At 54.8% G+C, this 24,778-nt stretch carries 21 protein-coding genes and 1 CRISPR repeat array; of the genes, 5 read left to right on the plus strand and 16 right to left on the minus strand.

Features of this window, described 5'->3' with window-relative positions; genetic code table 11:
* Nucleotides 1-113 precede the first annotated feature (113 nt).
* The 4 genes from SACSAC_RS06930 to SACSAC_RS06945 form a co-directional block, all read right to left on the minus strand.
* Nucleotides 114-854 (minus strand): metallophosphoesterase, encoded by a 741-nt coding sequence (locus SACSAC_RS06930; RefSeq protein WP_051506934.1) that lies wholly within the window; start codon nt 852-854, stop codon nt 114-116.
* Between the two features lie 189 nt (nt 855-1,043).
* Nucleotides 1,044-2,306, minus strand: coding sequence for an ABC transporter ATP-binding protein (locus tag SACSAC_RS06935; RefSeq protein WP_084777950.1), 1,263 nt, complete (start codon nt 2,304-2,306; stop codon nt 1,044-1,046).
* Nucleotides 2,303-3,988 carry an ABC transporter permease gene (locus SACSAC_RS06940; RefSeq protein ID WP_037284874.1) on the minus strand — a complete coding sequence of 562 codons (1,686 nt, stop codon included), beginning with the start codon at nt 3,986-3,988 and terminating at the stop codon, nt 2,303-2,305. The genes SACSAC_RS06935 and SACSAC_RS06940 overlap by 4 nt, the downstream gene beginning before the upstream one ends.
* 9 nt (nt 3,989-3,997) lie before the next feature.
* Nucleotides 3,998-5,107 carry an extracellular solute-binding protein gene (locus SACSAC_RS06945; protein WP_037284882.1) on the minus strand — a complete coding sequence of 370 codons (1,110 nt, stop codon included), beginning with the start codon at nt 5,105-5,107 and terminating at the stop codon, nt 3,998-4,000.
* A 181-nt stretch (nt 5,108-5,288) separates the two neighbouring features.
* Between SACSAC_RS06945 and SACSAC_RS06950 the strand changes: the two genes are divergently transcribed.
* Entirely contained in the window at nt 5,289-6,179 is an 891-nt protein-coding gene (locus tag SACSAC_RS06950; RefSeq protein WP_037284884.1) for a LysR family transcriptional regulator, read from the plus strand.
* A gap of 189 nt (nt 6,180-6,368) precedes the next feature.
* A CRISPR array of direct repeats spans nt 6,369-6,874; the repeat unit is 34 nt; unit sequence AGTCGCTCTCCGTGTGGAGGGCGTGGATTGAAAC.
* Between the two features lie 698 nt (nt 6,875-7,572).
* Here the strand turns inward: SACSAC_RS06950 and SACSAC_RS06955 are convergent.
* On the minus strand, nt 7,573-8,319 hold the full coding sequence (locus tag SACSAC_RS06955) for an IclR family transcriptional regulator (protein ID WP_037284886.1): 747 nt from the start codon (nt 8,317-8,319) through the stop codon (nt 7,573-7,575).
* Between the two features lie 659 nt (nt 8,320-8,978).
* Between SACSAC_RS06955 and SACSAC_RS06960 the strand changes: the two genes are divergently transcribed.
* The gene (locus SACSAC_RS06960; RefSeq protein ID WP_037284888.1) at nt 8,979-10,031 is read left to right on the plus strand and encodes an alpha/beta hydrolase; all 1,053 of its coding nucleotides are present in this window, start codon (nt 8,979-8,981) and stop codon (nt 10,029-10,031) included.
* Between the two features lie 117 nt (nt 10,032-10,148).
* Here SACSAC_RS06960 and SACSAC_RS06965 read toward each other — a convergent pair whose 3' ends face one another.
* The 6 genes from SACSAC_RS06965 to SACSAC_RS06995 all read right to left on the minus strand — a co-directional run bounded on the left by SACSAC_RS06965 (nt 10,149) and on the right by SACSAC_RS06995 (nt 15,781).
* A complete protein-coding gene (locus SACSAC_RS06965) occupies nt 10,149-11,087 on the minus strand; it encodes a lipoate--protein ligase family protein (RefSeq protein ID WP_245608595.1) in 939 nt (312 codons plus the stop codon).
* A 195-nt stretch (nt 11,088-11,282) separates the two neighbouring features.
* Nucleotides 11,283-11,810, minus strand: coding sequence for a hypothetical protein (locus SACSAC_RS06970; protein WP_037284890.1), 528 nt, complete (start codon nt 11,808-11,810; stop codon nt 11,283-11,285).
* Nucleotides 11,811-11,953: 143 nt separating this feature from the next.
* Nucleotides 11,954-12,547 carry a GTP cyclohydrolase I FolE gene (folE, locus tag SACSAC_RS06975; RefSeq protein ID WP_037284891.1) on the minus strand — a complete coding sequence of 198 codons (594 nt, stop codon included), beginning with the start codon at nt 12,545-12,547 and terminating at the stop codon, nt 11,954-11,956.
* A 95-nt stretch (nt 12,548-12,642) separates the two neighbouring features.
* Nucleotides 12,643-12,927, minus strand: a complete 285-nt coding sequence (locus SACSAC_RS06980) for a YneF family protein (RefSeq protein ID WP_037284892.1) — start codon at nt 12,925-12,927, stop codon at nt 12,643-12,645.
* A gap of 104 nt (nt 12,928-13,031) precedes the next feature.
* A complete protein-coding gene (gene queG, locus SACSAC_RS06985; protein WP_037284894.1) occupies nt 13,032-15,008 on the minus strand; it encodes a tRNA epoxyqueuosine(34) reductase QueG in 1,977 nt (658 codons plus the stop codon).
* A gap of 347 nt (nt 15,009-15,355) precedes the next feature.
* Nucleotides 15,356-15,781 carry a GNAT family N-acetyltransferase gene (locus tag SACSAC_RS06995; protein WP_037284898.1) on the minus strand — a complete coding sequence of 142 codons (426 nt, stop codon included), beginning with the start codon at nt 15,779-15,781 and terminating at the stop codon, nt 15,356-15,358.
* A 581-nt stretch (nt 15,782-16,362) separates the two neighbouring features.
* Here SACSAC_RS06995 and SACSAC_RS07000 point away from each other — a divergent pair.
* Complete coding sequence (locus SACSAC_RS07000) at nt 16,363-16,974, plus strand: superoxide dismutase (RefSeq protein ID WP_037284900.1); 612 nt, start codon at nt 16,363-16,365, stop codon at nt 16,972-16,974.
* A 100-nt stretch (nt 16,975-17,074) separates the two neighbouring features.
* Here SACSAC_RS07000 and mutY read toward each other — a convergent pair whose 3' ends face one another.
* Nucleotides 17,075-18,265 (minus strand): A/G-specific adenine glycosylase, encoded by a 1,191-nt coding sequence (mutY, locus tag SACSAC_RS07005; RefSeq protein ID WP_037292268.1) that lies wholly within the window; start codon nt 18,263-18,265, stop codon nt 17,075-17,077.
* Nucleotides 18,266-18,351: 86 nt separating this feature from the next.
* Nucleotides 18,352-18,750: a holo-ACP synthase gene (acpS, locus tag SACSAC_RS07010; protein WP_037284901.1), complete on the minus strand. Its 399-nt coding sequence runs from the start codon at nt 18,748-18,750 to the stop codon at nt 18,352-18,354.
* A gap of 198 nt (nt 18,751-18,948) precedes the next feature.
* Here acpS and SACSAC_RS07015 point away from each other — a divergent pair, with 198 nt between their 5' ends.
* Nucleotides 18,949-19,566, plus strand: a complete 618-nt coding sequence (locus SACSAC_RS07015; RefSeq protein WP_051506935.1) for a PH domain-containing protein — start codon at nt 18,949-18,951, stop codon at nt 19,564-19,566.
* 254 nt (nt 19,567-19,820) lie between these two features.
* On the opposite strand, the gene nadE is transcribed toward SACSAC_RS07015, so the two are convergent.
* From nadE to SACSAC_RS26885, 3 genes are all read right to left on the minus strand, one after another.
* Nucleotides 19,821-20,636 (minus strand): ammonia-dependent NAD(+) synthetase, encoded by an 816-nt coding sequence (nadE, locus tag SACSAC_RS07020; RefSeq protein ID WP_037284902.1) that lies wholly within the window; start codon nt 20,634-20,636, stop codon nt 19,821-19,823.
* Nucleotides 20,637-20,835: 199 nt separating this feature from the next.
* Nucleotides 20,836-21,270: a BrxA/BrxB family bacilliredoxin gene (locus SACSAC_RS07025; protein ID WP_037284903.1), complete on the minus strand. Its 435-nt coding sequence runs from the start codon at nt 21,268-21,270 to the stop codon at nt 20,836-20,838.
* 134 nt (nt 21,271-21,404) lie between these two features.
* The gene (locus tag SACSAC_RS26885; protein ID WP_051506936.1) at nt 21,405-23,123 is read right to left on the minus strand and encodes an ATP-binding protein; all 1,719 of its coding nucleotides are present in this window, start codon (nt 23,121-23,123) and stop codon (nt 21,405-21,407) included.
* A gap of 291 nt (nt 23,124-23,414) precedes the next feature.
* Between SACSAC_RS26885 and SACSAC_RS07035 the strand changes: the two genes are divergently transcribed.
* Nucleotides 23,415-24,692: a BaiN/RdsA family NAD(P)/FAD-dependent oxidoreductase gene (locus tag SACSAC_RS07035; RefSeq protein WP_037284905.1), complete on the plus strand. Its 1,278-nt coding sequence runs from the start codon at nt 23,415-23,417 to the stop codon at nt 24,690-24,692.
* Nucleotides 24,693-24,778 lie beyond the last annotated feature (86 nt).

Below are 24,778 nucleotides of genomic sequence, written 5' to 3' on the forward strand. Positions count from 1 at the left end.
TTACGTTAGGCTTTCTTGACAAGTTGAAGACCTTGTTTTCCGCCTAGGCGGAAAACAAGGTCTTTTGCGTTGCCGTTTCGGCGAAGAAGCTTCGGTAAAACGGTACCCTCGACTTATAATGCTTGAGGAGGATTAGCGGGGACTTGAGGAGTCGCGGCGGAAGTCGGTAATTGAATTTTACGGCGGCGAACGTCTAGGTAAAGACGGTCGGGGGCCGTCGAGCAGGAGTAGGTTATGGCATTGGTCAGGTCGATTAAGGTCAGGCGCAGGCCGTGTTTGGCGCCGGTGTCGATCGCGATTTTGCCGGGGCGGGTCCAGATGGAACCTGGGGTTGCGCCGAGTTTGAAAGTTGGCGTGTGACCGAATACGATGGTTCGTCCGGCGATTCGGTCGTTTCCGTTAAAATCCTGCTCGCCGGAGTTCCAGAAAGGTTCGCGGATTTCGATCATGTCGCGAAGCGTCTGCTGCTCCAACGGGATGCCGGGACGAAATCCGGCATGTACGAACAGAAAGCCATTTGCTTCGGCGCATGCCGGAAGGTGACGCAGCCAGTCGAGCTTGGATTCGATCCGAAGACGCACTGACGGTTCAAGCGCCAATAATTTTAATTCATGGTTGCCGGGTAGAGCAATAGCTCCCTCGTTGGTTAATTCGATGATACGGTCAAGGATGTTCCAGGTATCCGGGGCAGTATCGATGTAATCGCCGCCCAGAATCAATTGATCCTTGTTCGGATTGTATCCGGCCTCCCGCAGCAGGAGATCTAATCCTTCGCCGTGCCCGTGAATATCGGATATGGCGAGAAGTCGTTCGAACTTCCGGGCGGGAGTCGCAGGTAGATTGGAAGGGTTCATGGTGGGTGCTCCTGGGGGCGAGGGGATTTCAATAGGCGCTCCGGGTTGTTTTCCTACGGAAAGCCAAAAGTCGCTTCTATCGAAATCCCCTCGCCTGGTGGTTTGGGTTAGTTCAACGGCTTGGGGCGTTGGACGGCTTGGGGCGTCCAGGTGAACGCCCCAAGCGTTCAAACAATTTTAAGATAACATTCAAGCACGGTACAACAATGCGGCTTGGGCCGGGAGGGTTAATGTGACCTCTTGACCCGGGGTTACGGGTGAAGCGTGAAGCAGGTAAGCACGGTCTCCGGCTTGGGTCTCGGCCAGGGAGCGCCAGCGGGTACCTTCGAAGGTACCGTGTACGATGCGGAACGTTAGGGTTCCGGCAGGCGCAAATTCATGCAGGGATGCTGCTTCGGAAGAAGCGTTGACGGCTTCGAGATGGCTTGGGTTGAGGCTATGGGCATGTCTGGAAATCAATGCTAGTTCGGCTTCGGTTTTGAGTTCTTCCGGGCGGAAACGCAGTTCGCCGCGCTCGCCGGGCTGCGGAGCTTCGCCCGAGCCGCAAAAGATGCCGGGAACCAGACCTGCGTCCGTGCGCAGGGCAAGCCTGCCGCCGGAGACGGATTCGAACGTTCCTTCCAAGCGATTGATTGCGCCGAGCAGCGAAGCGGCTTCGCGGCTTGCCGGGCGGCCGAAGCATTCTTCCGGGGAAGCAAATTGGTCGATGGCGCCTTCTCGCATGATGAGCAAGCGGTCGGCCATGGCGAAAGCTTCTTCGGGATCATGCGTGACATGGAACACGCTAATGCCGAGGCGCCGGAACAACACCGCCATTTCGGTGCGCATCTCGATGCGCAAACGCATGTCGAGATTGGACAGCGGCTCGTCGAGCAGCATCAGGCGAGGCTCGGTGACGATAGCGCGCGCGATCGCCACACGCTGCTGTTGGCCGCCGGACAATTGCGGCGGCAGTCGGTCTTGCAGACCGTTCAGACGCAGTAAGTCCAACGCCTCCTCAACCTTAGCTCGAATCGCTGCACGATCCATTTTTTTCTGTTTCAACCCATAAGCAATATTGTCGAACACGCTCATATGCGGCCAAAGGGCGTAATCTTGGAAGACCATGTTCACGCCGCGTTTTTCCGGAGGAATCATGCCGGATGCGGAAGCGATGCGTTGGCCCGACAATAGAATCTCGCCGCCGTCCGGCTTCGCCAGTCCCGCCACCAGTTGGAGCAACGTCGATTTGCCGCAGCCCGACGGGCCGAGCACGCTGATGATCTCGCCTTCGCGCAGATCGAGGGATACGCCTTTGAGCGCTTGGAATTTGCCGTAGTGTTTTTTGACGTCGCGGATATCCAGCAGCAACGGAGCAGTTGAAGCACTCCTTCTTCCGTTAGAGGATTCCGGGACTTCGCTGGATGCCTGGCGACGGCCTTCCGGGTTGATCTTTTCATTCAATGCGCTCATGCGCTCGCCTCTTTTCTGCGGAGTAATCGTTCGAGAATCATGATGATGCAGACGACGAGGCCGCCTCCCGCAACGGTCGCTGCCGAAGCATACCCGAAGCGCAGATCTTCGAACGCGTCGTCGATGGCTACCGGCAGCGTTTCGAAGTTCGGCGGGAACAGGATTGAGTTGACGGCCAGATCGAACACGCAAGCGCCGAATGCCGCAAGTCCTGCCGAGATCAACGCGCCGCGCACCAACGGAGCCAGGATATGCCGGATGCGGCTGATCAGCGAGCCTCCCTGCATCTGGGCCGCGTCGAGCAGGCTTTCCGGTACCTTCGCCATTGCTCCGGTCATGACGCGGGTGATCACCGGAATCGCGCCCGCGATCGCCGCCAATACGAGAATGCCGGGCTTCCCGTACAAACGGATGCCCAGGCTTTCCAGCCACGGTTGGTTCCAGACGAAGATGTAGCCGATGCCGAGCACGACGCCGGGGACGGCGAACGAGATCAAGGATGCGGTCTCAATGCCGCGTTTGAACCGGAATCTTGAATACGATAGGACGAAGCTTGCACCCAAGCCCACGACTAGACCGATAACAGCTGCCGATCCGGCGATCAGAAGCGAGCGTCCGAGACCCGGTAACAGCGAACTTCCTTCAGAGAGCAACGATGCATAGTTTTGCAAGGTCAGGTTGGAAGCCGTCAAGCCGTTCGTTTGGATCTTGAGCAAAGAGGTCACGATGCTCGATCCAATCGGAATCCCGATCACGACGAATAGAAGCAGCGCGTTTCCGATTGCCAGTGCCCATGTCATGCGGCGCCCGGCAGGCTTCGGAACGGAAGGCACGGCGCGTCCGCTTAACACGTCATAACGCGAGCGGCGCAGCACCCAGAATTGTAACAGCATCGCGACCGCAATCAAGGCAACCAAATATAAGGAAAGTACGCCGGCCATATCAAAGCGAATCGGCGACGTATAAATGGCAGAGTAAATGGAATACGGTAACGTCGGGAAACGATATACGGCCGCTACGGCGGACGGAAGGCCGAAATCGCCGATCGTGTCCATGAAGACGAGCGCCATACCCGAAAGAATTGCCGGAAGCAGCAGAGGCGCCTGAACCGTCCTCCATACTTTAAAAGGACCTGCTCCGCACAGCCGTGCCGCGTCGGATAACATTTCAACTTTCCATTCCATGGCCGCCTTCACGCTTAAGTAGGCCAACGGGAACTTGCTCAAAGTCATGATGACGATCAGGCCGGCCGGTTGGAAAACCGCTGCCGTGACCCAATGCCATCCGAATAGGGAAGCCGCCAATCCGTTGCCTGTCGAGAACATGATCCAACCTTGCGCCAGAATGAACGAAGGCATGATAAACAACACCCAGACCGCGGCATCCAGCCATCTCGCGCCGGGGAACTTCCATTGCATGCGCGCCATCGCCAGCACCGTGCCGAGAAGCGTACCGAGCACAGCCGTGCCGAGACCGAGGATCAGCGAATTCTCCAGCGATTTGCGCCATAACGGACGTTCAAACAATTCCAACAGCAGGCCGATATCTCCGAAGTTCAGTGAGCCGAAGAAAATCCCGGGCAGCAGCACCTGAATGATGACTGCCGCCAGCGGGAAAAGAACCAGCACGGCCAGAACGATCGTGACGATCCAGCCGAGCTTATTTGCGTTTAATCGAAGCATAGTGGCCGCTTATTGAATCGCCTGATCGGCGAACCATTGTTTGATTTCCGCTTCATGCTCGCTGGCCCAAGCAGCATCGGCGATGTTCAGTTTGGCATCCGGTTCGCGGTCTTCCTTCGTTTCCACGCCTTCCGCGGACGGTTCGAAGTAGCTCTCGTCGCCTTCATTGATCAGCTGCTGCTGAACTTCGGGATCAAGCAGGAAGTTGACGAATTCTTTGGCTACGGCCGCATGCTTCGTGTCCTTCTGAATCGCCGCTACGCGTACCGAACCCGGCGCTCCTTCTTCCGGCCAAATGATCTCAATCGGCTCCCCCGCGTTTACGAGCGAGTAGGCATTCGTTTCTTGCAGCATCGCTACGTCCACTTCTCCGGCGGTCAGCGCTTGAGCGACCTGCGGATTTTTCGGATACACGCGCATTCCGTTTTGCATCATCGTACCGAAGTAGTCCTGTCCGCCTTCCATGCCTTTATTTTCGAAGAACCACGACACGAACGGATAAGCCGGAGCCGCGATCGCAGGATCTGCCGTTCCGATCAGATCTTTGTACGTATCCTTGGTCAAGTCTTCCCACGATTTCGGAGCGTCGGCTTCGGAGATTTCGTTCGTGTTATACACGAGTACGCCTGCCGCATGCGCGCCTGTCGGATAATACGATTTGTCGTCCGGTACTTGCGCTTCAAAGGTGTCTTTCAGGTTGCCTACGTTTTCCGGCGTCCAGTCTTGCAGCAGTTGTCCCTTCTGATCCAGTCCGTATACGGAAGGCATGGAGTCGATCCAGAGAACGTCCCACTGCGGGTTGCCTTTTTCCGCTTCGACTCTCGACATGATCTCGGCACCGTTACCAACCACGACGTTCAGCTTGTAACCTGTCTTCTTCTCGAACATGTCGCCGATCACCGCATCGAAATCGTTCAGGTAGACCGTGATTTCCTCGCCGGCTGCGGGTTTTGCATCTGCTGTTGCCGTAGTTTCCGTAGATGTTGTCGCTGCCGTTGCTGCCGCAGCGTCGGTCGAAGCCTGAGCCGTCGGTTGACTTGCTCCGTTGCCGCATGCTGTCGTAAAAGTGAGAAGTAGCAGTCCAAGCGTCGCAGCCGATTTCGTTTTCCAAAGTTTCATGAATGAGTAAGCCTCCTGTATCCGTCTGGATTTCTTTCTTGCTTTCACTTTATCAGGGCAATGTAAGAACGTCGTAAAGCGTAACGAGGAGTTTTATTAAATCTATCTATACGTATTGTTTTTAATCAAGATAAATTCTATACTTCGAGCGTGATAGACGTTTGGGGGAGGAAAAAGAAGCATGAACGTGCAGCAGTTGAAAGTGTTTTTGGAGATTTGCCGGGTCGGCACATTGAGCGCGGCGGCGGAACGACTTGAACTCAAGCAGCCTACCGTCAGCTTCCATCTGCGCAAATTGGAGGAAGAACTCGGCGTCGAACTATTTCGTAAACAAGCGCGCACCCTTCAACCGACCGAAGCCGCAGAGGAGCTGTTACCTTACGCCAGACGCATCGTGACCCTCATGGATGAAGCGCGGCGCCAGATGAAATCCCGGTCGGGACGCGAACGCGCCCGCCTGCGTCTTGGAGCCAGCTATACGCCGGCCACCTACTTTATGCCGCCGTATCTCGCCGAATTCCGCCAGCTTAATCCGAACATCGAGCTACAGCTCACCGTCAAACAAGCAGGCGATACGTTGGCGATGCTGCGCGGCTACGAGATCGACGCCGCTGTCGTATCGCTGCCGGACGGAGAGGAAAAAGGCCTGATCGTCGTTCCTCTGATCGAAGACGAGCTTCAATTAGTCATGAACCCCTCCCACCCGCTCAGCACCGAAGCCGAACTATCCGTAGACAACCTGACCGACCAGACCTTTCTGCTGCACGAACCCGGCTCCACCTCCCGTCGCCTGACCGAGCATTGGGCGCAAGAAATCGGCCTGACCTTCTCTTCCGCGATGGAGCTTGGAGCGATCGAGACGATCAAAGAGACGCTGCGCTGCAACGACAGCGTAGCCGTCCTCCCTCTCCGCAGCGTGCTTCGCGAAACGGCGAACGGCGAGCTGATCCGCCGCCCGCTTCCCGGCTACGTGAATCGTAGACGGATTTGTTTGGCTTACCGGGACGAACCGATTTATTCCGCCCCGGTGCGGGAGTTTATCGGATATGTAAAAGGATTAGCCGAGGAATAGAAGCCTAAACCCGTGTTGAAAAGCGCGAACCTGAAGCTCCCATGAAATCCCCAGTAGGTTCGCACCCCGCATGGCATAAGGCTTTTAGCCCTGTAACTTGTGTTTTTGTCCAGTTTTGGATACGCTAATTTCGAGCTTCGCACTTTTGACCTTTGAAAGCCTTGCGGGGCAAGGGGTAAAAGTGGGTGCAGTCGCTCTCCGTGTGGAGGGCGTGGATTGAAACAAAGCCAAGAATCCATTGAAGACTGGACTTACCCTGTCGCTCTCCGTGTGGAGGGCGTGGATTGAAACTGTCGAAAAAGAGGCCGTCCACAAGCTCATGTGTAGTCGCTCTCCGTGTGGAGGGCGTGGATTGAAACTCTGAGCAAACTCGCGAACCGCGTCCGTCATACAGTCGCTCTCCGTGTGGAGGGCGTGGATTGAAACGCCCTGGTGTTCGGTAACGACTATGTAGCATTGAGTCGCTCTCCGTGTGGAGGGCGTGGATTGAAACAAAATAATTCGGAACAATCTTTTGGCAAATATTTGTCGCTCTCCGCACGGAGGGCGTGGATTGAAACAGCTCAAGAACGTCGCTCATTGCGTATTCAAATTGTCGCTCTCCGTACGGAGGGCGTGGATTGAAACGGGTCAACGACGCTTTTAATCGCATTGTCGAAAGAGTCGCTCTCCGTACGGAGGGCGTGGATTGAAACATACTCGTTGTTGTCGCCTTCGTGCCTGATTGTGTCGCTCTCCGTGCGGAGGGCGACACAATCAGGCACGCCAATCTCTAACGGATCGTCATTCCTTTAGAACCCCATTTTCGCCTCCCTCAAAGTTTTAACGGATTCTACTGCCGCTTAGACGGAAAAAAGACGTTTTTAACACGTAAAAACTCGATTTTCAGCGGCTAAGCTTCACCTCGATCCGTTAGAATTCTGAAACTCCAAATTCAAGCCTTTAAGCGTCGCTACGATCCGTTAAACGTCGCAAACGTGGCTCCACGCGGTTAACAAACTTCCAGCTCTGAAATCACCAAAACACTCGCGCTCTCGATCCACTTCATACAAAGAAAAGCAGGTTGATTTCCTCTAACACAAGGAAATCAACCTGCTTTTCTCAATCCCTTCAACCCGCTTAACCAAGAAGCCCTATTTGCTTCCTTGAAATTCCGCCCTTGTAAAGGCTCCAGGCAGAGAGAGAAATTCAGTGAAATACAGGATTTCGAAGAAAGCCTGCAGTAACGTCCGGCAGCACGTTGGCCTTTGAACCCGGAGGATTAGGATCGGAATGTGCATTTCTATCCTAATCCTCCAGGTGAGACAGCGCCTTGAACGAATTTCTCCCGCCGCCGCCCCAGGCCTTTACAACGAACAGGACTTTACGCCCCGGAAGCAACCCGGTGCTTCCCTCACCCTCTAATCATCATGCCCATCTCCCGCGCCCGCTCCATCAACAGCGGCGCGTAACTCTCCAGCTTCTCCACCGGAAGCCGGGCCAATGGTCCCGACACCGACAAAGCCGCTGCCAGGTTGCCTTTCAAATCAAAGATCGGAGCCGCAACCGAAGTCGCCCCCTGTTCCCGCTCTTCCACGCTCATCGCATAGCCTCGTGCCCGAATCACCCGCAGCTGATCGCGAAACGCCGTGCGGCTAACGCTATCCGGCCAGATCGGATCGCTTAAGATATGCTCCTGCTCCCGCTCGCTGGAGAAAGCAACAAGCGCCTTGCTCGAAGCACCCACATACAGCGGCAGCCGCGCCCCGACCGGAGCCACGCGGCGGATCGCCTGATTGCTCTGCACGGCCTGAATCCGCAACCGTTCCCGTCCGTCCAATACATACAGGCTGACCGTCTCGTCCAGCTCATCCCGCAGCTTTTCCATGGACGGAAGCAGCAACAACGCCGGATCGTCCGTGTTCGACAAATGCGCAGATAACTCCCAAATTTTAATCCCTAACCGATATTTCTCAGTCGACGCATCGCGGCTGACGAAACCCTTTTCCTCTAGCGTCGTCATCAAGCGATGCACCGTGCTTTTATGCAGCTCCACTTCACCCGCAATCTCCGTCAAACTCAGACTTTCTTTACGGGTAAAACATAACAATATATCGAGCGCACGATCAACGGCGCGAACTTTCAGTTTGCCGTCTTCCATACAGGTATACCTTCTCTCCGGATTCTCATCGAAATTTTGAGTTTCACCGATTGTCTTCACGTTTGATATAAAAGATATGGCGCAGTCTATGAACTATGAATTCCGACTCCGCCTTGCTTAATATGTCGACACAACGGCATTTCTTTTCTTTACTAACTATAGCACATTTACGTTTCATCATATGAAACAAAAATATTTTTTATGAAACTCTAGCACTTGCAAGGTTCTTACCCATAAAAAAACATGGCGAGAAAGTCTACCGTGACTAGAAGCGAGAAGACGAAGAGAGAAATTCAGTGAAAAACGCCTTTGAACTTGGAAAACCCCATTATAAAATTTCAATCCAGTTTTCCAGGTGAGACAGCGTTTTGTGAAGCATTTCGAAGAAATGCACTTCGGAAGCCTATGCTGGCAATTTCTCTCGCAGTCTTCTCGCTTCCCGTACCACCGCAACTCTCTCGCCATACACCAAACCCGACTGCTGTCCGATAAAAGGATTAGGTTTGACTTACGCCGCGTCGGAGCATACCATAAAAACAAAGCACATCCCTTTTTTCAACAAGATTCGAGTTATCTGATCTCTTGCAGCACATGCTCTACTCACGCTATCCGCGGACGTTTCACATTCAGACCCAAATTCCAGACAAGGAGAGACCGCGATGAATCCCGCTTCCGGAACCGTTGCTCCGTCGCCGCAGCACAATGCTTCGCAAACGGAGGAACACGTCAAGGAGATTTCGCCGGGCCGTCGTCGGTTGCGTAACATAGCAGTGGCTTTGTTCTTATCGATTCTTTTCTTTCTGATTTTCTGTTTTGTCGCGCTGCATGCTTATATTGCTTGGGTATTATCCAACCCCACCGTGGCTCCGCTCTATTCCAACCCGAAGCAGGCCGTAGGCATGGAATATCAGGATGTCACTTTCCCCGCAGTCGACGGAAGTCGCATCATGCAAGGCTGGTATATTCCGGCTGACGATGCGGATTCGAAGAAAACGATCGTACTCAGCCACGGTTATGGAGCCAATCGCGAAGAGACCTGGATTCCGATGTACGACATCGCGCATTACGCGCACCGACTCAACTTCAACGTCATTATGTTCGACTACGGCTTTGCTTCGCAAGGAAGCAAGGAAGTGGCAACCGGCGGCAAAAAAGAAACGCAGCAGCTGCTGGGAGCCGTTCAGTACGCCAAGCAAAAAGGCGCCGAGCAAGTCGTCGTATGGGGCTTTTCGATGGGCGGCGGCACTGCGCTTCAAGCCGCGCTGATCAGCGACGATATCGATGCCATGATCCTGGACAGTGCTTTCCTGCTCCAACCGGATACGCTGTACCACAATATTCGTCAAAACATCGCGCTGCCGCGCCATCCGTCGCTTGAAATCTTGCAGATGATCTTCCCGGTGCTGAACGGAACGAGTCTCAACCAGATTCCGTACAAAGAAGTCGAGCAAAAGGATTATCCGATCCCGATCTTCTTTATCCACGGTACCGAAGACTCGAAAGCTCCGTACGAGATTGCCGAACAGCTTGCCGCGAACCAGACGAATCCGAACTCCAGATCCTGGATCGTGCAAGATTCGCATCACGAGTTGATCTTCCGCGAGCATCCGCGTGAATATCTGCGCCGCGTGTCCAATTTCCTCGGGGATATCCGCCTGGCGGCCCAGGAGGAGATCAAGAACGGCGAGGTCGGAGAAGTTAGCAGTCCGTAAACAACATCCGCTTTCAAATTTCTGATTCACCAAAAAAGCCGTTTCCACAGCCGATCGATCATAAGGCTTGCGGAAGCGGCTTTTTCGATGCGGCTAATCTATTAGCTCAGCGTTCGATCAATCCCGATCATATCTTGTTTTAAGCTCCGCCGATAAGCGATCCAACTCGTCAAACGGCAGCTCCGGTCCTGCGCTCAACACCGTCGCACCGGCCTCATCGATCATACGCTCCACCAACGACGCCATATACGCTTCAGCCGAAGGCACGCCCGCCAGCTCGTCCAGACTACCCATGGAGCCTTCGCGCACATCCGGGTAAGCTTGTCCGGGTCTCAAAATTCCGGAAGCTTCGTCATAAAACTCCCGAGCCAACCGACGTCGCTCCTCCCCGCTGCCCTCCGCAATCACGAAAGCCGTCAAAATATAAGCCTTCGTCTGCCGCCGCTGCGCGATTCCGCAGAACTTGCGTCCATTGACGCTGACATCGTAATCGCCCGGACAAAAAGCGCCCGCGATCTCCCCGGCCTTCGCCTCGCTCGTCCATGGCGACGCGGCTCCCGCGATCAGCGACACCATCCGTTCGAAGTCTCCGTGCAGCTCCAGCTTGCGATCGGGGTTCGGCAAAATGATCGATATGTTCACGACGCCTTCGTCCAACGGAACCGCCGCGCCGCCGGATACCCGTACAGCGACCGAGCAGCCTTCGCGTCGAAGCTTGTCCATCGCCTGCGGAGCTCTCGGCAACCGGCGGTCCCGCATCCCGATCGTCAACGCGTACGGATGCCGCCAGATATGCATGATCGGCGCTTCCCCTTCGCCTACGCGACGGCACATCATCTCTTCCCAAGCCAGCGGGAACATGACGTCTTCCGGCATGCTTTCCAGCGGCGGCGTCCAGATTCGAATGCCGGCAGGCCATGCTGATCCCCCTCTGTTTTCGGTGCGCGATGCCTTGTGGATCGAATCGGATGCGGATGATTCAGTCGTGCCTGCTAAACATTCACCCGTTTGTCCGTCCACGTCCCCTGTACCCTCGATCAATCGATCCTTTTCCATGCCGCCAGCCCCCTTATCCGATTTTCCGATCTCCGTAAATCACATTAGACGAGTACGTTGAAGCCGCAACACTGCTCAATTTGCCTTCTTTTGTTCATTTTCGCATACTTCAGTCATTCCCGTCGCTATCTATCCAAAGAAAAAAGCAGACCGTGCAATTTCCGGCCTGCTTTAAGGTATCCATTTAAAAAAGCTTTATTCGACGGTCCGAAGACTTTTCGCCATATCGGTCAGCAGCGGAAGCGCCTTGGCCTTGTCGAGATAGGTGAATGACACCACATACGTCTCTCCGCCCTGATCGACTTGGAAAAAGTCCGCGATGCGCCCATCATTGATCGATCCCCGGTACTCCTTATATCCCATCAGCTCTTCCGTACGATCCCGCATCAACGAAGCATCGATCAGCGAGTTTTTCGTAACGGTCATGAAGATCTGCTGGCTTTCAAAGCCCCACGCCGTGTCGTTGCTCATTTTGAACGCCGTCGCGCCTTCCGGTATGTACGCGCCGACAGGCAGTTCCGGGTGACGTTCGAACGTTCCCGCTACCTGCTGTCCGTCCCAAGTCAACTCTACCTTTTCATCGGGATCATAAGCCTTGAGGTCGAACAGTTGCTCCGTGCCTTGTAACGGCTCCGATTCCTGATGTCCCACCCAAGCGGGCTTGCCGCAAGCGGTCAGAACAAGCAGCATCAGCAAAGCTAGGCCTATCGCTGTTTTTTTCACCTTGATCACTCCTTTTATTTACGCGTGAAAAAAGAACCTGCCGAGCCGATGCACGTTTTTTCGACCATCGTCCTCTTTTAAAAGACAATAATTCGAAACCGCGCCCGGCACCGGACAGGTTCATCTTGCTTCACCGATCAATTTCAATTCTTAATCAGTCCGAGACACTCGGCGCGCTGCGCGGCATCGTTGCGAAGAACGCCGCGAACAGCCGTCGTTACCGTCTTGCTGCCCGGTTTCTTGACGCCGCGTGCGCACATGCACAGATGCTCGCCTTCCACGACCACCATAACGCCTTTCGGCTGAAGAACTTCGACCAAAATATCGGCGATCTGCGTGGTAATCCGTTCCTGCACTTGCAGGCGACGCGTAACGGCCTCTGCCAAGCGAGCAAATTTGCTCAAGCCCGCGATGCGGCCGTTCGGAATGTAGCCCACATGAATTTTGCCGAAAAACGGCGCCATGTGATGTTCGCACTGGCTATAATAGACAATATCCTTGACGATAACCAGCTCTTCATGATGCTCATCGAACGTGACGCCCAGCGCTTCGCGCGGGTCCACGTCGTATCCGGCAAAAATCTCCTCGTACATCCGCGTCACGCGCGCCGGAGTATCCAAAAGCCCTTCCCGCTGCGGGTTTTCGCCGATCAGCTCCAGGATTTGGGCCACATGATACTCGATCTGTTCGCGGTTGTCGCCAACCTTCTTGTTTGTATAATCGTTAACGCCGGACATGCCTCGCTCCTCCTTACCTAATGCACAGGCCGGACCCGAGAACAGGCCCAGCCAATGCAGGGTCCGAAACCTCTATAACGTTCCGGACTGTGCGCTTATTTTCTCCGCTTGTTGTTTGGAGGAAACGCGTTGCCTTTCGGCGCTTTGCCGCCAGGCATTCCGCCCGGCATATTGCCACCGTTTTTCTTCATCATTTGCTGCGCCTGCTGCATTTGTTTGCCATTCAGGTTGTAGCCCATCTGCTTGGCCATTTTTTGCAGCATTTGCGGGTCGTTCTGCATGGTTGTAAGCTGACGACGCAAATAATACACACCGATAAAGAAACCGCCGACCAAACCGACGATCAATGTGACGATCGGTATCACGTAATTCCACCACATCGTTGATGTCACCCCACGTTTTTGGCTATATAAGTGCGCAAGAACGCACGAGTTAAGTGTAGCACGAGGCGGCAGTTGCCGCAATTTATAATTCCGGCTGAAAACTAGGATTCGGAGCGGCCTTTTCCAACGCCATCGCGCAATCCGCGGTGCTCGATCGCGAGCAATTTCTCTTTCGCGTCCAGCCCTCCGGCATAACCGACCAGCTTGCCGTTGGCGCCTACGACGCGGTGACAAGGCAGAATAAGCGGAAGGGGATTGCGATTATTCGCACCGCCTACGGCTCGTACGGCAGTCGGACGCCCAACCGCCTCCGCTATCCGTTTATACGAAACAGTCTCGCCGTATCCGATCTGCTCAAGCGCACGCCAGACCTCAATCTGGAACGGAGTTCCCTGTAGGTCAAGCTCCAGATCGAACGCGTCTCGCCGTCCTTTCAAATACTCGAACAGCTGCTTTTTATACGGCTTGATCGCATCGGGCTTGCGAACGATCTCGATCATGCCGAACCATCGCTTAGCCCAGAGTTCCAACGATGCAGCATGGGACTCGAACGTACCGAAGTCGATGCGGCATAGCCCTTTTTGGCTGGTTGTCAGCACCAATGGGCCGATCGGAGACTGCATTTCGTCGTAGAAAAGCGTCCCGGTCGAGGAGCGTGGGATAGAAACCGCGGAAGGCTCGACGGAAATAACCGAAACATCCGTCCGGTTCGCAAGATTACCTTCTGCTTCATGCCCGCTTCGAGATTCGCCGCTCTCGCTCGTCTTCGCGGTTTCAACCGCCGCAGCCGCTGAATCAGACGCTTGAGATGCCGCAGTCTCTTGCATTCCGCTGCCCAACCGCGCATCCGGCTCGCCTGCCTGTCCGCGTCTTGAAGGGTCGCCTTTCGCCGGACGCGGCTTGCGACCTTCCCGCGCCTCGCTCAGCGCAAGGCCGATCCGTTCCAGCACTTCCGCGTCCTGCTCCAGCGGCTGCGCGGCCAGTAAAGCCTCTTCCGCTGCAGGGCCTCCGATGTGCCCGATCGACCACGCAGCCGTACCGCGAATCACCGGACGCGGATCGCTGACCAACAGCTCCGCAAGCTTCGGCATCGCCGTCTCGTCTTTGAAATTCCCCAGCGCGATCACCGCATTGCGTTGGATCGGTCCCCGTCCTCGCCAAGCCGCCGCCGTATGACCGAATTCTTCCTTGAACTGCCGATTGCTCAGATCCAGTATCGGCAGCAGCAGAGGCTTCGCTTTTTCCGGGTCCGGCTGAAGCTGGGCATGATGCGGCCAGTGCTTGCCTTTGTTTTTCGGGCATACGATCTGGCAGGTATCGCAGCCGTACAACCGATTGCCGATCTTCATCATGAACTCCTCGCTGAGCAGCCCCTTCGTTTGGGTCAGGAACGATACGCAGCGCTGGGCATTCAACTCTCCCGGACCGACCAACGCTCCCGTCGGGCAAGCGTCGATACAGCGCGTGCAGTCTCCGCAGTCGTCTTGAACTTCCTCGTCGGCAGAGAACGGAATATTCGTAATCAGTTCGCCCAGGTAAATCCATGAGCCGTATTTCGGAGAAATAATCATGCAGTTTTTTCCCTGAAAGCCGATTCCCGCCCGGTGCGCGACAGCCCGATCGGACAACACGCCGGTATCGACCATATTCACGACGCTGGCCCACGGCACTTTTTCCTTGATAAAAGCCACCAGTCGGTCCATCGCCTCGCGCAGCACGAAGTGATAATCCCGCCCCCACGCCGAACGCGCCATCATCCCGCGGGTCCGTCCCGGTTCGGACTTCGGCGCGTTCTCCAGCTTCGACGGATACGCCACCGCAATCGCGATCAACGACTGCGGGTCCTCGTGACTCAGCGCCGGATAGGTTCTTTTGTCCAGATCCGGCTCCTCGAAACCCGATTCGAATCCTTTCGCCCGATGCTGCTCCAATCTGACCCTTAACGACAAAAAAGGATCGGCCGAAGCGAATCCGATGTCGTCGATTCCGAGTGATGGCGCAGCCTCGATAATTTCTTGTTTGAGTGTTTCCCACGAGGCGGTTTGTACCCCGACTCCGCTTTTTTCCCGTTCGTTCATCCCGATGCCTCCTTACTTCCCTATCCCGTCCATATCCGCAAAAAAAGGCGCCAGATCCGGATCGCAAGCCTTTTCCGGAAGCGCTTTTCGATTTCGTTCGTATCCAACTGTGAGGCTTCTTCCATTTTACCGCGGATCCGCCTGAAAATCGAGTTGCAAAAAATAAAAGCATCCCCGTGCTCTCCAGCGTCCGTACCGACGGTTTCGTCGTACAGACGCCCGAGGGAACGGGCATGCCTATGCAAGTTCAAGCGGTTCCTTTCCGGGGACCCGCATATGTGTATACGTGTCGGCTGGTTAGCCGCATCCGAATGCTCCCCGCTCTCGGATGAATTTGTGCTTGCCTTTTAGTTTACGGCCAGAATGCTCAGCTTCTGGAACGCGTTCAGGATGCGGTTTGCCCCATATCCCATCGCTTCGTACAACGGCAGCGCCGGCGAATTGTGCTCGTCGCCCGATACGAAAATACTGTTGACTTTGCGCTGTTGGAAGCGTCCTTCGAGCTTGGCGACCAATGCTTTGCCGATTCCCTGCCGACGATAATCCGGATGCACGGCAATACGGTAGTAACAACCCATATCGCGCTCGATCGTGCCGATCATCACGCCAACGAGTTCGTCTCCGTCTTCCGCTACCAGGATCAGTTCCGAATCCCAGGACAGCTGCCGGGAAAAAGGACCAATCGTCTTTTCGTAACACTCTTCGGATAAAGCGACCTGCAGAAGTTCCGTGATACGACTGGAATCACTCAATTGAAAAGAACGAACGTTCATGCTTAAATCCCCTTCTTCTTTGGAAATGGCAGCTCATGCAAAAAAGCAGCTTTCGACGTCCCATAGCCTAAAACGGCCAGTACGCTGATCCGCCGTTGCATGACCCGGCTATGAAAATCATCCGTACAAACTTTTCGCAAACGCTTACTTGAATCAGGTTTTTACAGAAAGAAAGACGCGAGTTTACAAAAAAGGCAGAAAAAATACGAGGTTGCCAGCGGATTTACTTTCCTCACACGATTATTAAACCATAAGTGACACGAAAAAACATTATTTTTATTTGAAGAGTATCGCATTTCGAGTTTTTTCGCCACCATGCAAACGCTTTTCGCGCATTTTTTGCGCTGCGTGCACCGCTCCATCATAAACGAAGGGACTTTTACATCGTTATGATCTTTTTAACAATTAAGAGGCTCTTTTTTACCGCTAAAAAAGTCACGGAGAAAAAATGACCTATTGATTTAAAGAAAGTGATCCTGTTTAATAAGGTGTAAGGACGTCCCTATGTACATCCTATGTGAACTACATCATTCAGCCGGGCAACGTCGTTAAATCCAACTTAAGCAGGAGGTAATCTTATCATGGCTTTTGAACTGCCAGCACTGCCGTACTCGAACGACGCGCTTGAACCTCATATCGACGCACAGACGATGGAAATCCACCACGATCGCCATCACAACACATACGTAACAAACCTGAACGCTGCTCTGGAAAGCGCTCCGGAACTGCAAAGCAAGAGCCTGGAAGAGCTGATCGGCGACCTCGACAGCGTACCGGAAAGCATCCGCACCGCTGTTCGCAACAACGGCGGCGGACACCACAACCACAGCCTGTTCTGGACCGTCATCGGACCGAACGGCGGCGGCGCTCCGTCCGGCGACCTGGCTGCGGCAATCGACAGCGACCTCGGCGGTTTCGATAAATTCAAAGAAGACTTCGCCAAAGCGGCTACGACTCGTTTCGGCAGCGGCTGGGCATGGCTGGTTGTCGGCAAAGACGGCAAACTGGCCGTAACAAGCACGCCAAACCAAGACAGCCCGATCTTCGAAGGTCTGACTCCGATCCTCGGCCTGGACGTTTGGGAGCATGCTTACTACCTGAAATTCCAAAACAAACGTCCGGATTACATCGCGACGTTCTGGAACGTAGTCAACTGGGATGAAGTGTCGAAGCGTTTTGCGGCAGCAAAATAAGTTTCGATTCCTATCGCGATAAACGGTTGCCCGGTCAAGCCGGAACAACCGACGCGCAAAAACGCCGATCCTCCGGGATCGGCGTTTTTTTGCAGTTCGCTTATTTGGCCCGCGTTTTTTCATCCGTGAAATACGTATTCAAAATATGAGAGAATAAGTTCGGAAAAGCAATCTCCCGCATGTCTTCCGGCGACACCCAACGCCATTCTTCGCCCGAATCTTCCGCGTCGAAACGCAGCTCCGGTTCCAGCGCCGATTCCGGTACCGCTACTTCATAAGGAACACCGCTCTCGGCCGCTAATTGCGCTAACACTTCGGGCTGCTCGCGAGCGATCAGCACCTTCATCGTCCAATGAATATGGCTGAACGTATGCTCGGCGGTCATGTAAGCCGTCATCGGCGACCAGACCAACCCGCGATCCTCCAGCAGCTCTTCGAGCTGAGCCACGTCGATGCCCAGGTCTTCGCCCGCTGCGGCTACATGCGGAATTTCCCACATGCTCGCCAGCAGTCCGGTCTTGGGACGACGGCGAACAAGCACGCGTCCCTCGTTTTCGCCCGAACCTTCCAGCAAAATAGCCAAACGCTGCTCAGGCCGTGGCTTCTTGGCTTTTGTTTTGATCGGCAGCTCGCGCTCCATGCCTTCAATACGGCCCCGGCAATGCTCCATGACCGGACAGATGAGGCAATGCGGCGATTTCGGCGTGCAGATCAGCGCTCCGAGTTCCATCAGCGCCTGGTTAAAATCCGATGCCCGTCCTTCGGGAATCAAACCCGGAATGATCTTCTCCATCCCGATTCGCGTCTTGGGCTTGGCGATATCGTCCTCGATCAGAAAGTAGCGCGACAACACGCGCATCACGTTGCCGTCGACCGCAGGCTCGGGCTGATTGAACGCAATGCTGAGAATAGCGCCTGCGGTATACGGCCCCACTCCTTTTAACGCAAAAACATGTTCCCGCTCCGAAGGCATCTGCCCGTCATGCAGTTCGACAATTTGCTGCGCCGCCGCTTGAAGATTCCGCGCCCGGGAGTAGTAACCAAGCCCCTCCCACATCTTCACCACGTCTTCCTGCGGCGCTTCCGCCAGATCGCGAATCGTGGGGAAGCGTTCGATAAAGCGATGGAAATACGGAATCACCGTGTCCACCCGCGTCTGCTGAAGCATGATTTCCGATACCCAGATAAAATAGGGATCGCGATGCCTGCGCCACGGCAAATCCCGCTTGCTGCGATCGTACCAGACCAGCAATTCACGGCTGAAATGCTCCCGACTCTCCGCGGCTTCGATGCTGACGATCCGCTCCCATACGCTGACCGGCGCTTCATTCGCCTGATCTGTTTTTCCTGTTTCTGCGTCCATGTTTGGTTTGCTGCTCATGATGTCGTCCTTTCCACTACGGCGAAGGCCGAAGCCATCCCCGGTTGATGCGTAATGCTCAAATGTATGACATAATCGTTCCCTCCCGGCAGGCTCAGCCTGTTCCAGGCTTCCTCCGACAGCGTGACGCCGGGCTTGCCCAGCTTATCGGGAACGATCTCGATATCTTCAAACCCGACCATATGGCCGATTCCGCAGCCTAATGCCTTGACGATTGCTTCCTTGGCAGCAAAACGCCCGGAAACGAATTCCGCTAATCTCGGTCCTCGTTCTCTCGCGATTCCGAGTTCCGCCGGGGTCAACACCCGCCGCAAAAAGCGTTCTCCTTGCCGCCCGTCCAACACCCGAACGACACGGCCGATTTCCAATAGGTCGTGACCGATTCCGTAAATCATTCCGTCGTTCCTCCGCTTCGTGCCGTTATGTTCCATCGCCCTATATTGTATCAGGAGACACAATCGAACTCCAGTTCCTCTTTCTGTTCCATTCCATTGTTTTGTTTCCGGTCTTTGATTCTCGATTCGCATCGGTTAAAATAGGTTCCAACAAGATACATACATTGACCCTACTTCATATCGAAAGGTGGAATCTTTTTGTCCCGCAACATTTTCTCCCGCGTCACTTCCGACCTTACCGGGATGTCCGACAAATGCAAAGTCATTCCTCCGTCCGAATTTGCGAATACCCAAGCTCAAGCTTACATTTTCACTGAGATGAACGAGAAGCTCTATTTCCTGCTCAAATCCGCAAAAGACGAATATGCCTTCACCAACATCGGCATGATCCACGTCGACGGAGAGAAAGCGATCAGCAGCAAACGGCAGATTCTGCGCTACAATTATTTCGAGCACACGCCGACGAACGTCATTCTGGAAACGGCAGGCACAGCGGATCTGGACGTCGAGATCAAGTTCACGATGGGTCAGTCTTTCTCCATCGACGTAGTCAAAGCCCATCTCGAACCGCTCACCGCACTCTATAAAATCCTCACCCTGATCGGCATGACAAAAGCCGAATACGCGCGCCACTGGGCATTGGTCGAACGCAGCTTCGAACACAGCCGCGACGCGGTAGGCCGCCTTTCGAGCAACGGTAGCGCAAGCGCCGAATATAAAGCCATCCTCCAACACGCCCAAACCGAACTCCTGGCCGCCCACGAGAAATACCATCCTCAAGAGTACGACGCGGCCTTTGAATTGTATCTTTCCTGAGTTCAAAAAGAGAATTATTCTGAAACGAATATTCCTTATCCAAAAAGAGGACCCGGCCTTGTAGGCCAGGTCCTCTTAACATACCACTAAACTCCAACGTAGCTGGAAGCGAGAAGACGGAGAGAGAAATTCAGTTCAATACGCCTTTGAACTTGGAAAACTTCAACTCAAAATTACAATCGACTTTTCCAAGTGAGACAGCGAATTGAACGAATTTCTCTCGCAGTCTTCTCGCTTCCCCCCACCTACGTAACTTAAATCCCCGGAATCGGGTTCCGCTTATGCGCCGTTCTCTTATAGAAATTCTCCAGCAGCGATTGCACGTTCGGCGATACTTCTTTGCCTTCCAGATAATCGCTGTTCTCGTCGTACGTGATGCCCAGCTCGGTCTCGTCGGTCTGTCCGACCCACAGTCCGGCCGTCGGAGCCTTGGTCACGATCTCCGCCGGAACGCCCAGCGCGGACGCTACCTGGCGGACTTGGCGCTTGTTCAACGTGGACAACGGCGTAATATCGACCGCGCCGTCGCCCCACTTCGTATAGAACCCGGTTACGGCTTCGGACGCATGATCCGTGCCCACGACGATCAAGTTCATCTCGAACGACAACGCGTATTGCACGACCATGCGCGTTCTAGCCTTGATATTGCCTTTGCCTTTGTCGGTCATTTTTTTCGGATTGTTGATATCCAGCTTCTCGAAACTTTTCTCCACCGTCAGCGAGACATGGTCCACGGCGTCCTGAATATTCGTCTCCACCGTATGCGTTAAATCAAAAGCTTTTGCCGTCGCGTAACTATGCTCGATATCCGACTGCTCGCCGTAGGGCTGGAATACGCCCAATGTAATAAACTCTTTGCCGTTTTCCGCAGTCAGTTCGTCGGTTGCGCGTTTGCAAAGTCCCGTTGCGACTGCGCTGTCCACGCCGCCGCTGATCGCGATCAAAAGGCCGTTCGCGCCCGCCGCCAGCACGTACTGTTTCAGGAAGTCGACCCGTTTGCGGATCTCCGCTTCCGGATCGATCGTAGGCTGCACGCCCAATTCGGCGATAATTTGTTGTTGCAAACTCATCGTGAATCCTCTCCTTTGAATACCCGGAATGATATGGCTCTCTCCACCATTATACCCGTAACAGCCTGACATCGAACTTACGCCGTGTTTTTTTTCACATTCATTTATATCGAACAAGCTGATTTTATGTAAAAAAAGCCCCGGCGGACAGCAATCGTCCTGCCGGAGCCTCATTCGCAAGACTCGCCGGAAACCCGGATTATCCGCAGAATTCATCGAAAGCGCGCGTCAGATCGTCGGCGATATCGCCGGCGGAACGGTCTTCGATCGAATGGCGCTCGATAAAGTGAACCAGCTCCCCATCCTTGAACAGCGCGATCGAAGGCGAAGAAGGCGGGTACGGCGCGAAATATTCGCGAGCCTGTGCCGTTGCTTCTTTATCCTGTCCGGCAAATACCGTAAACAGGTTGTTCGGCGTTTTCTCGTGCTGAAGCGCTTGAGCGACGCCCGGACGGCATTGGCCGGCGGCGCAGCCGCAGACCGAGTTGATCACGACAAGCGTTGTGCCCGAAGCGTTAGGAAGATTTTCTTCCACTTCCTCCGGTGTTCGCAGTTCGCGGATTCCCAATGTCGTCAGCTCGTCACGCATCGGTTGGATCATGTCACGCATATATTGATCGAAAGACATAGCCATGTTCGATTCACTCCTCCAAGTCGTTGATGTGCCTCCATTATACCGTGACCCCTAACCAAAGGAAAGCTGTTTCCCAATAACGGGTCTCAAGTCACTGCTTCGGCTATTCGATTCGCCGCCCGCAAGACTGAACGTCATACCTCTACCGCCGCTTTCGAAGCTTTCGATTCGTTCTTTTTCGCAAAGTCGATCCGTACTTCCGTGCCTTCGCCTACTGTCGATTCGATGGACAAACTGCCTCCGTGCCGCTCCGCTATGCCTGAACAAAGCACCAACCCGAGCCCGGTTCCGGTTTTTTTCGTCGTGAAAAAGGGCTGCTTGATGCGTTCGAGCGTCTCTTCCGAAATGCCCGGACCGTTGTCTTTTACCCGAAGCCGCAAACGGTCTTCCAATTCCTCGATCGCGATCACGAGTTCTCCCTTGTCGTCCATCGCTTCCAGCCCGTTGCGGGCCAGGTTCAACACGAGCTGCTTAATTTCTCCGGGGTGCATCGAGATTTCTTCGCCGTCCGCTCCGTCTTCGAACCGGATCGTCTGACCGCGAAGATTGGCATCCGCCTGAAGCAGCGGCCACAAATCTTCCACGACCGAACGCAGCGTGCGGCTTTCGTTCATCTGCTGTTTGGTTCGGGCCAACGCCAGAAAATCATCGATGATTCCGCCCGCCCGGTCAAGTTCTTCCAGCACGATTTTATAATAATGATCATATTCGTCCGGCGTTTTTTTCTGCAAAATTTGCAGATATCCGCGCACGACGGCCATCGGGTTGCGCACCTCGTGCGTGACGCCCGCGGCCATTTGCCCGATCAGGCTCAGACGGTTCATGTCTTCCAGCTCGGCTCTCATCCGTTCGACTTCCGTGACGTCGTAGATGCTGCATACCGCCCCGAACACTTCGCCTTGATCCGTATGCGCCGGGGAAAAATAAATGCTGAACTTCCGGCCGCCGAACTCCATCGTCTGCTCGGCCGTCCGGTTCTCGCGAATGCTCACGTCCAGCGCCTTCAAGAACAGGGGGTCCGCTTGCATGCCGATCGAGCTCATCAGCTCCGCAAAACTTTTGCCGGCAACCATCTCGCGCGTAGCCGTCGGAACGCGGCTGCTGATCGCGCCGAAAGCCCGATCGTTCACGCCCGTTACGCGGCCCATGCGGTCCAGCGTTAGCGCGAAACCGGGAAGCGTCCGCATGAAGGCCTGAAGCTTCGTTTCTTCTTCGATGACGCGTTCGCGCATCGCGCCCGCCTGCTCGTTCAGAAGATTGCGATCCTGCGCGTCCCTGCGCGAATAAAGCAGCAGCAGACCGGCAGCGAGTCCTCCCAGCAGCTCGATCGCCACTCTCGACACGGCCGCCCAGCCGTTGCCTTCGGCGACGGACTCTTGCATATGAAAAACGGCATGGGGAAAATACGCGACGAGCAGCCAACAGGTAAGGACGACTCTGCGCCGCCACGTTTGCATCCCAAGCATCCGCGAACGGCTCAACGCCAGCAGCAGAAGCGCCGCCGCTTCTATCCAGACATAAGGCAGTTCCCTCGATTCGGCAAAAAAGCTGCCCACCAACGCGTACAAGCCCACAAGCGGAAACACGCCTTTCGGCACGCCGTACAAAATCCCCATTCCGGTCGGCAGCAGCGCCAAATGACCGTCGATCCGCGTGCTTCCGGCATCCAGAAACCAACACATCAACAGCGATACCGAGCTCGCGCACGTGAAAGCGATGCCGACGGAGTCCCCTCCGTGCCTGACGAGCAGCCGATTCGCGCGCGTACGGACAAAGCTTTCGAACGAAGGTACCAGCAAAACGGGAAGCGAAGCGAATAATACCTGGATGATGAATACTTTGAGCAGCTCCACTCTTACCGTACCTCCTTTTTGGCATGGGTGGCATTTAAAACACGCAACTGGTAACCCTGTTTATTTTTCCATATTAAAGAAAATTTCTCTCCTTCTGATTAAAACATACCCATTCTTCCGATACAATATATCCAGCAGGTTATCTCGAATTAATATTGGCATGAATAAAAAACGATCCGCAAACAATTCGCCGGAAACCACGATCTTGGGCGTGTTCACGTCTCGGTTTGTGCTACTATTTGTGCTACTATTAATGAAAGAAATCGATCAATGTGAAAAGGAAGATGCATCTTGGATTATGACGTAATCGTCGTGGGCGGCGGTTCGGCGGGACTTATGGCAGCGGTGGCGGCCGGCGAAGGCGGCGCTCGCGTGCTGCTTGTCGACAAAGGAGACAAGTTGGGGCGCAAGCTCGGCATTTCGGGCGGCGGACGCTGCAACGTGACCAACAACAAAGAATTCGACGACCTCATCAAATGGATTCCCGGCAACGGCCGGTTTTTGTACAGCGCGCTGTCGCAGTTCGGCAGTCGCGATATTATCGCTTTTTTCGAAGGTTTGGGCATTGCGCTCAAGGAAGAAGACAACGGACGCATGTTCCCGGTGAGCGATCGGGCCAAAACGGTGGTCGATGCACTGGTCGGACGGGTGCGTTCGCTCGGCGTCGAAGTGCGGATCAATACGCCGGCGGAACGCCTTTTATATGCAGGGGGTCAAGTGGCAGGCGTTCGATTGAAAGGCGGAAAAGAAATCTCGGCGCCCTGCGTGATCGCGGCGGTCGGCGGCAAGTCCGTTCCGAAAACCGGATCGACCGGAGACGGTTATCCCTGGGCGGAAGCGGCGGGGCACACGATCACGAAGCTGTTCCCGACCGAGGTTCCGATTACGTCGGGCGCGGCTTTTATCCAGAGCAAAGAATTGCAGGGCTTGTCGCTGCGCGATATCGAGCTGACCGTCTGGAACGCCAAAGGCAAAAAGCTCGTTACGCACGCGGGAGACATGTTGTTCACGCACTTCGGACTGTCCGGCCCGGCGGCGCTGCGTTGCAGCCAGTACGTGGTCAAAGAGCTGGATAAGCAGGCCGGCGGCGGAACCGTGCGCGTAACAGTCGATCTGATGCCGGACCGCAGCGCCGACGACGTGTATCGCGAGACGCTCAATCTGACGGCGGCCGATCCGAAGAAAGCGATCAAGAACGTGCTAAAAACGGCGGTGCCGGAAAAGCTGATCCCTCTGCTGCTCGTACGCGCGGAACTGGACGAGATGCTGACTCACGACAATATTCCGAAAGCCAAATGGACGGAGCTTGCGAAGCTGATCAAAGCTTTCCCGATTCCGGTGAACGGCACGTTGTCGATCGAAGATGCTTTTGTTACGGGCGGCGGCGTTCATTTGAAGGAGATCGACCCGCATTCGATGGAATCGAAATTTACGGCCGGGCTGTACTTCTGCGGAGAGTTGCTGGACATTCACGGCTACACCGGGGGATATAATATTACGGCGGCGTTTTCGACCGGGCACGCGGCCGGGACGAGTGCCGCGGAGCGGGCGTTGGGGCTGCGGGCGTAGCATTTGCCTGAAACCTATACGGTTCTAGGGCGTTTCAGACAAGCCGAGCATCACGAAACAAAAAAAGCCGTATCCGGTCACGAAGA

It is taken from the genome of Saccharibacillus sacchari DSM 19268, assembly GCF_000585395.1.
In the GTDB taxonomy this organism is placed as follows: domain Bacteria; phylum Bacillota; class Bacilli; order Paenibacillales; family Paenibacillaceae; genus Saccharibacillus; species Saccharibacillus sacchari.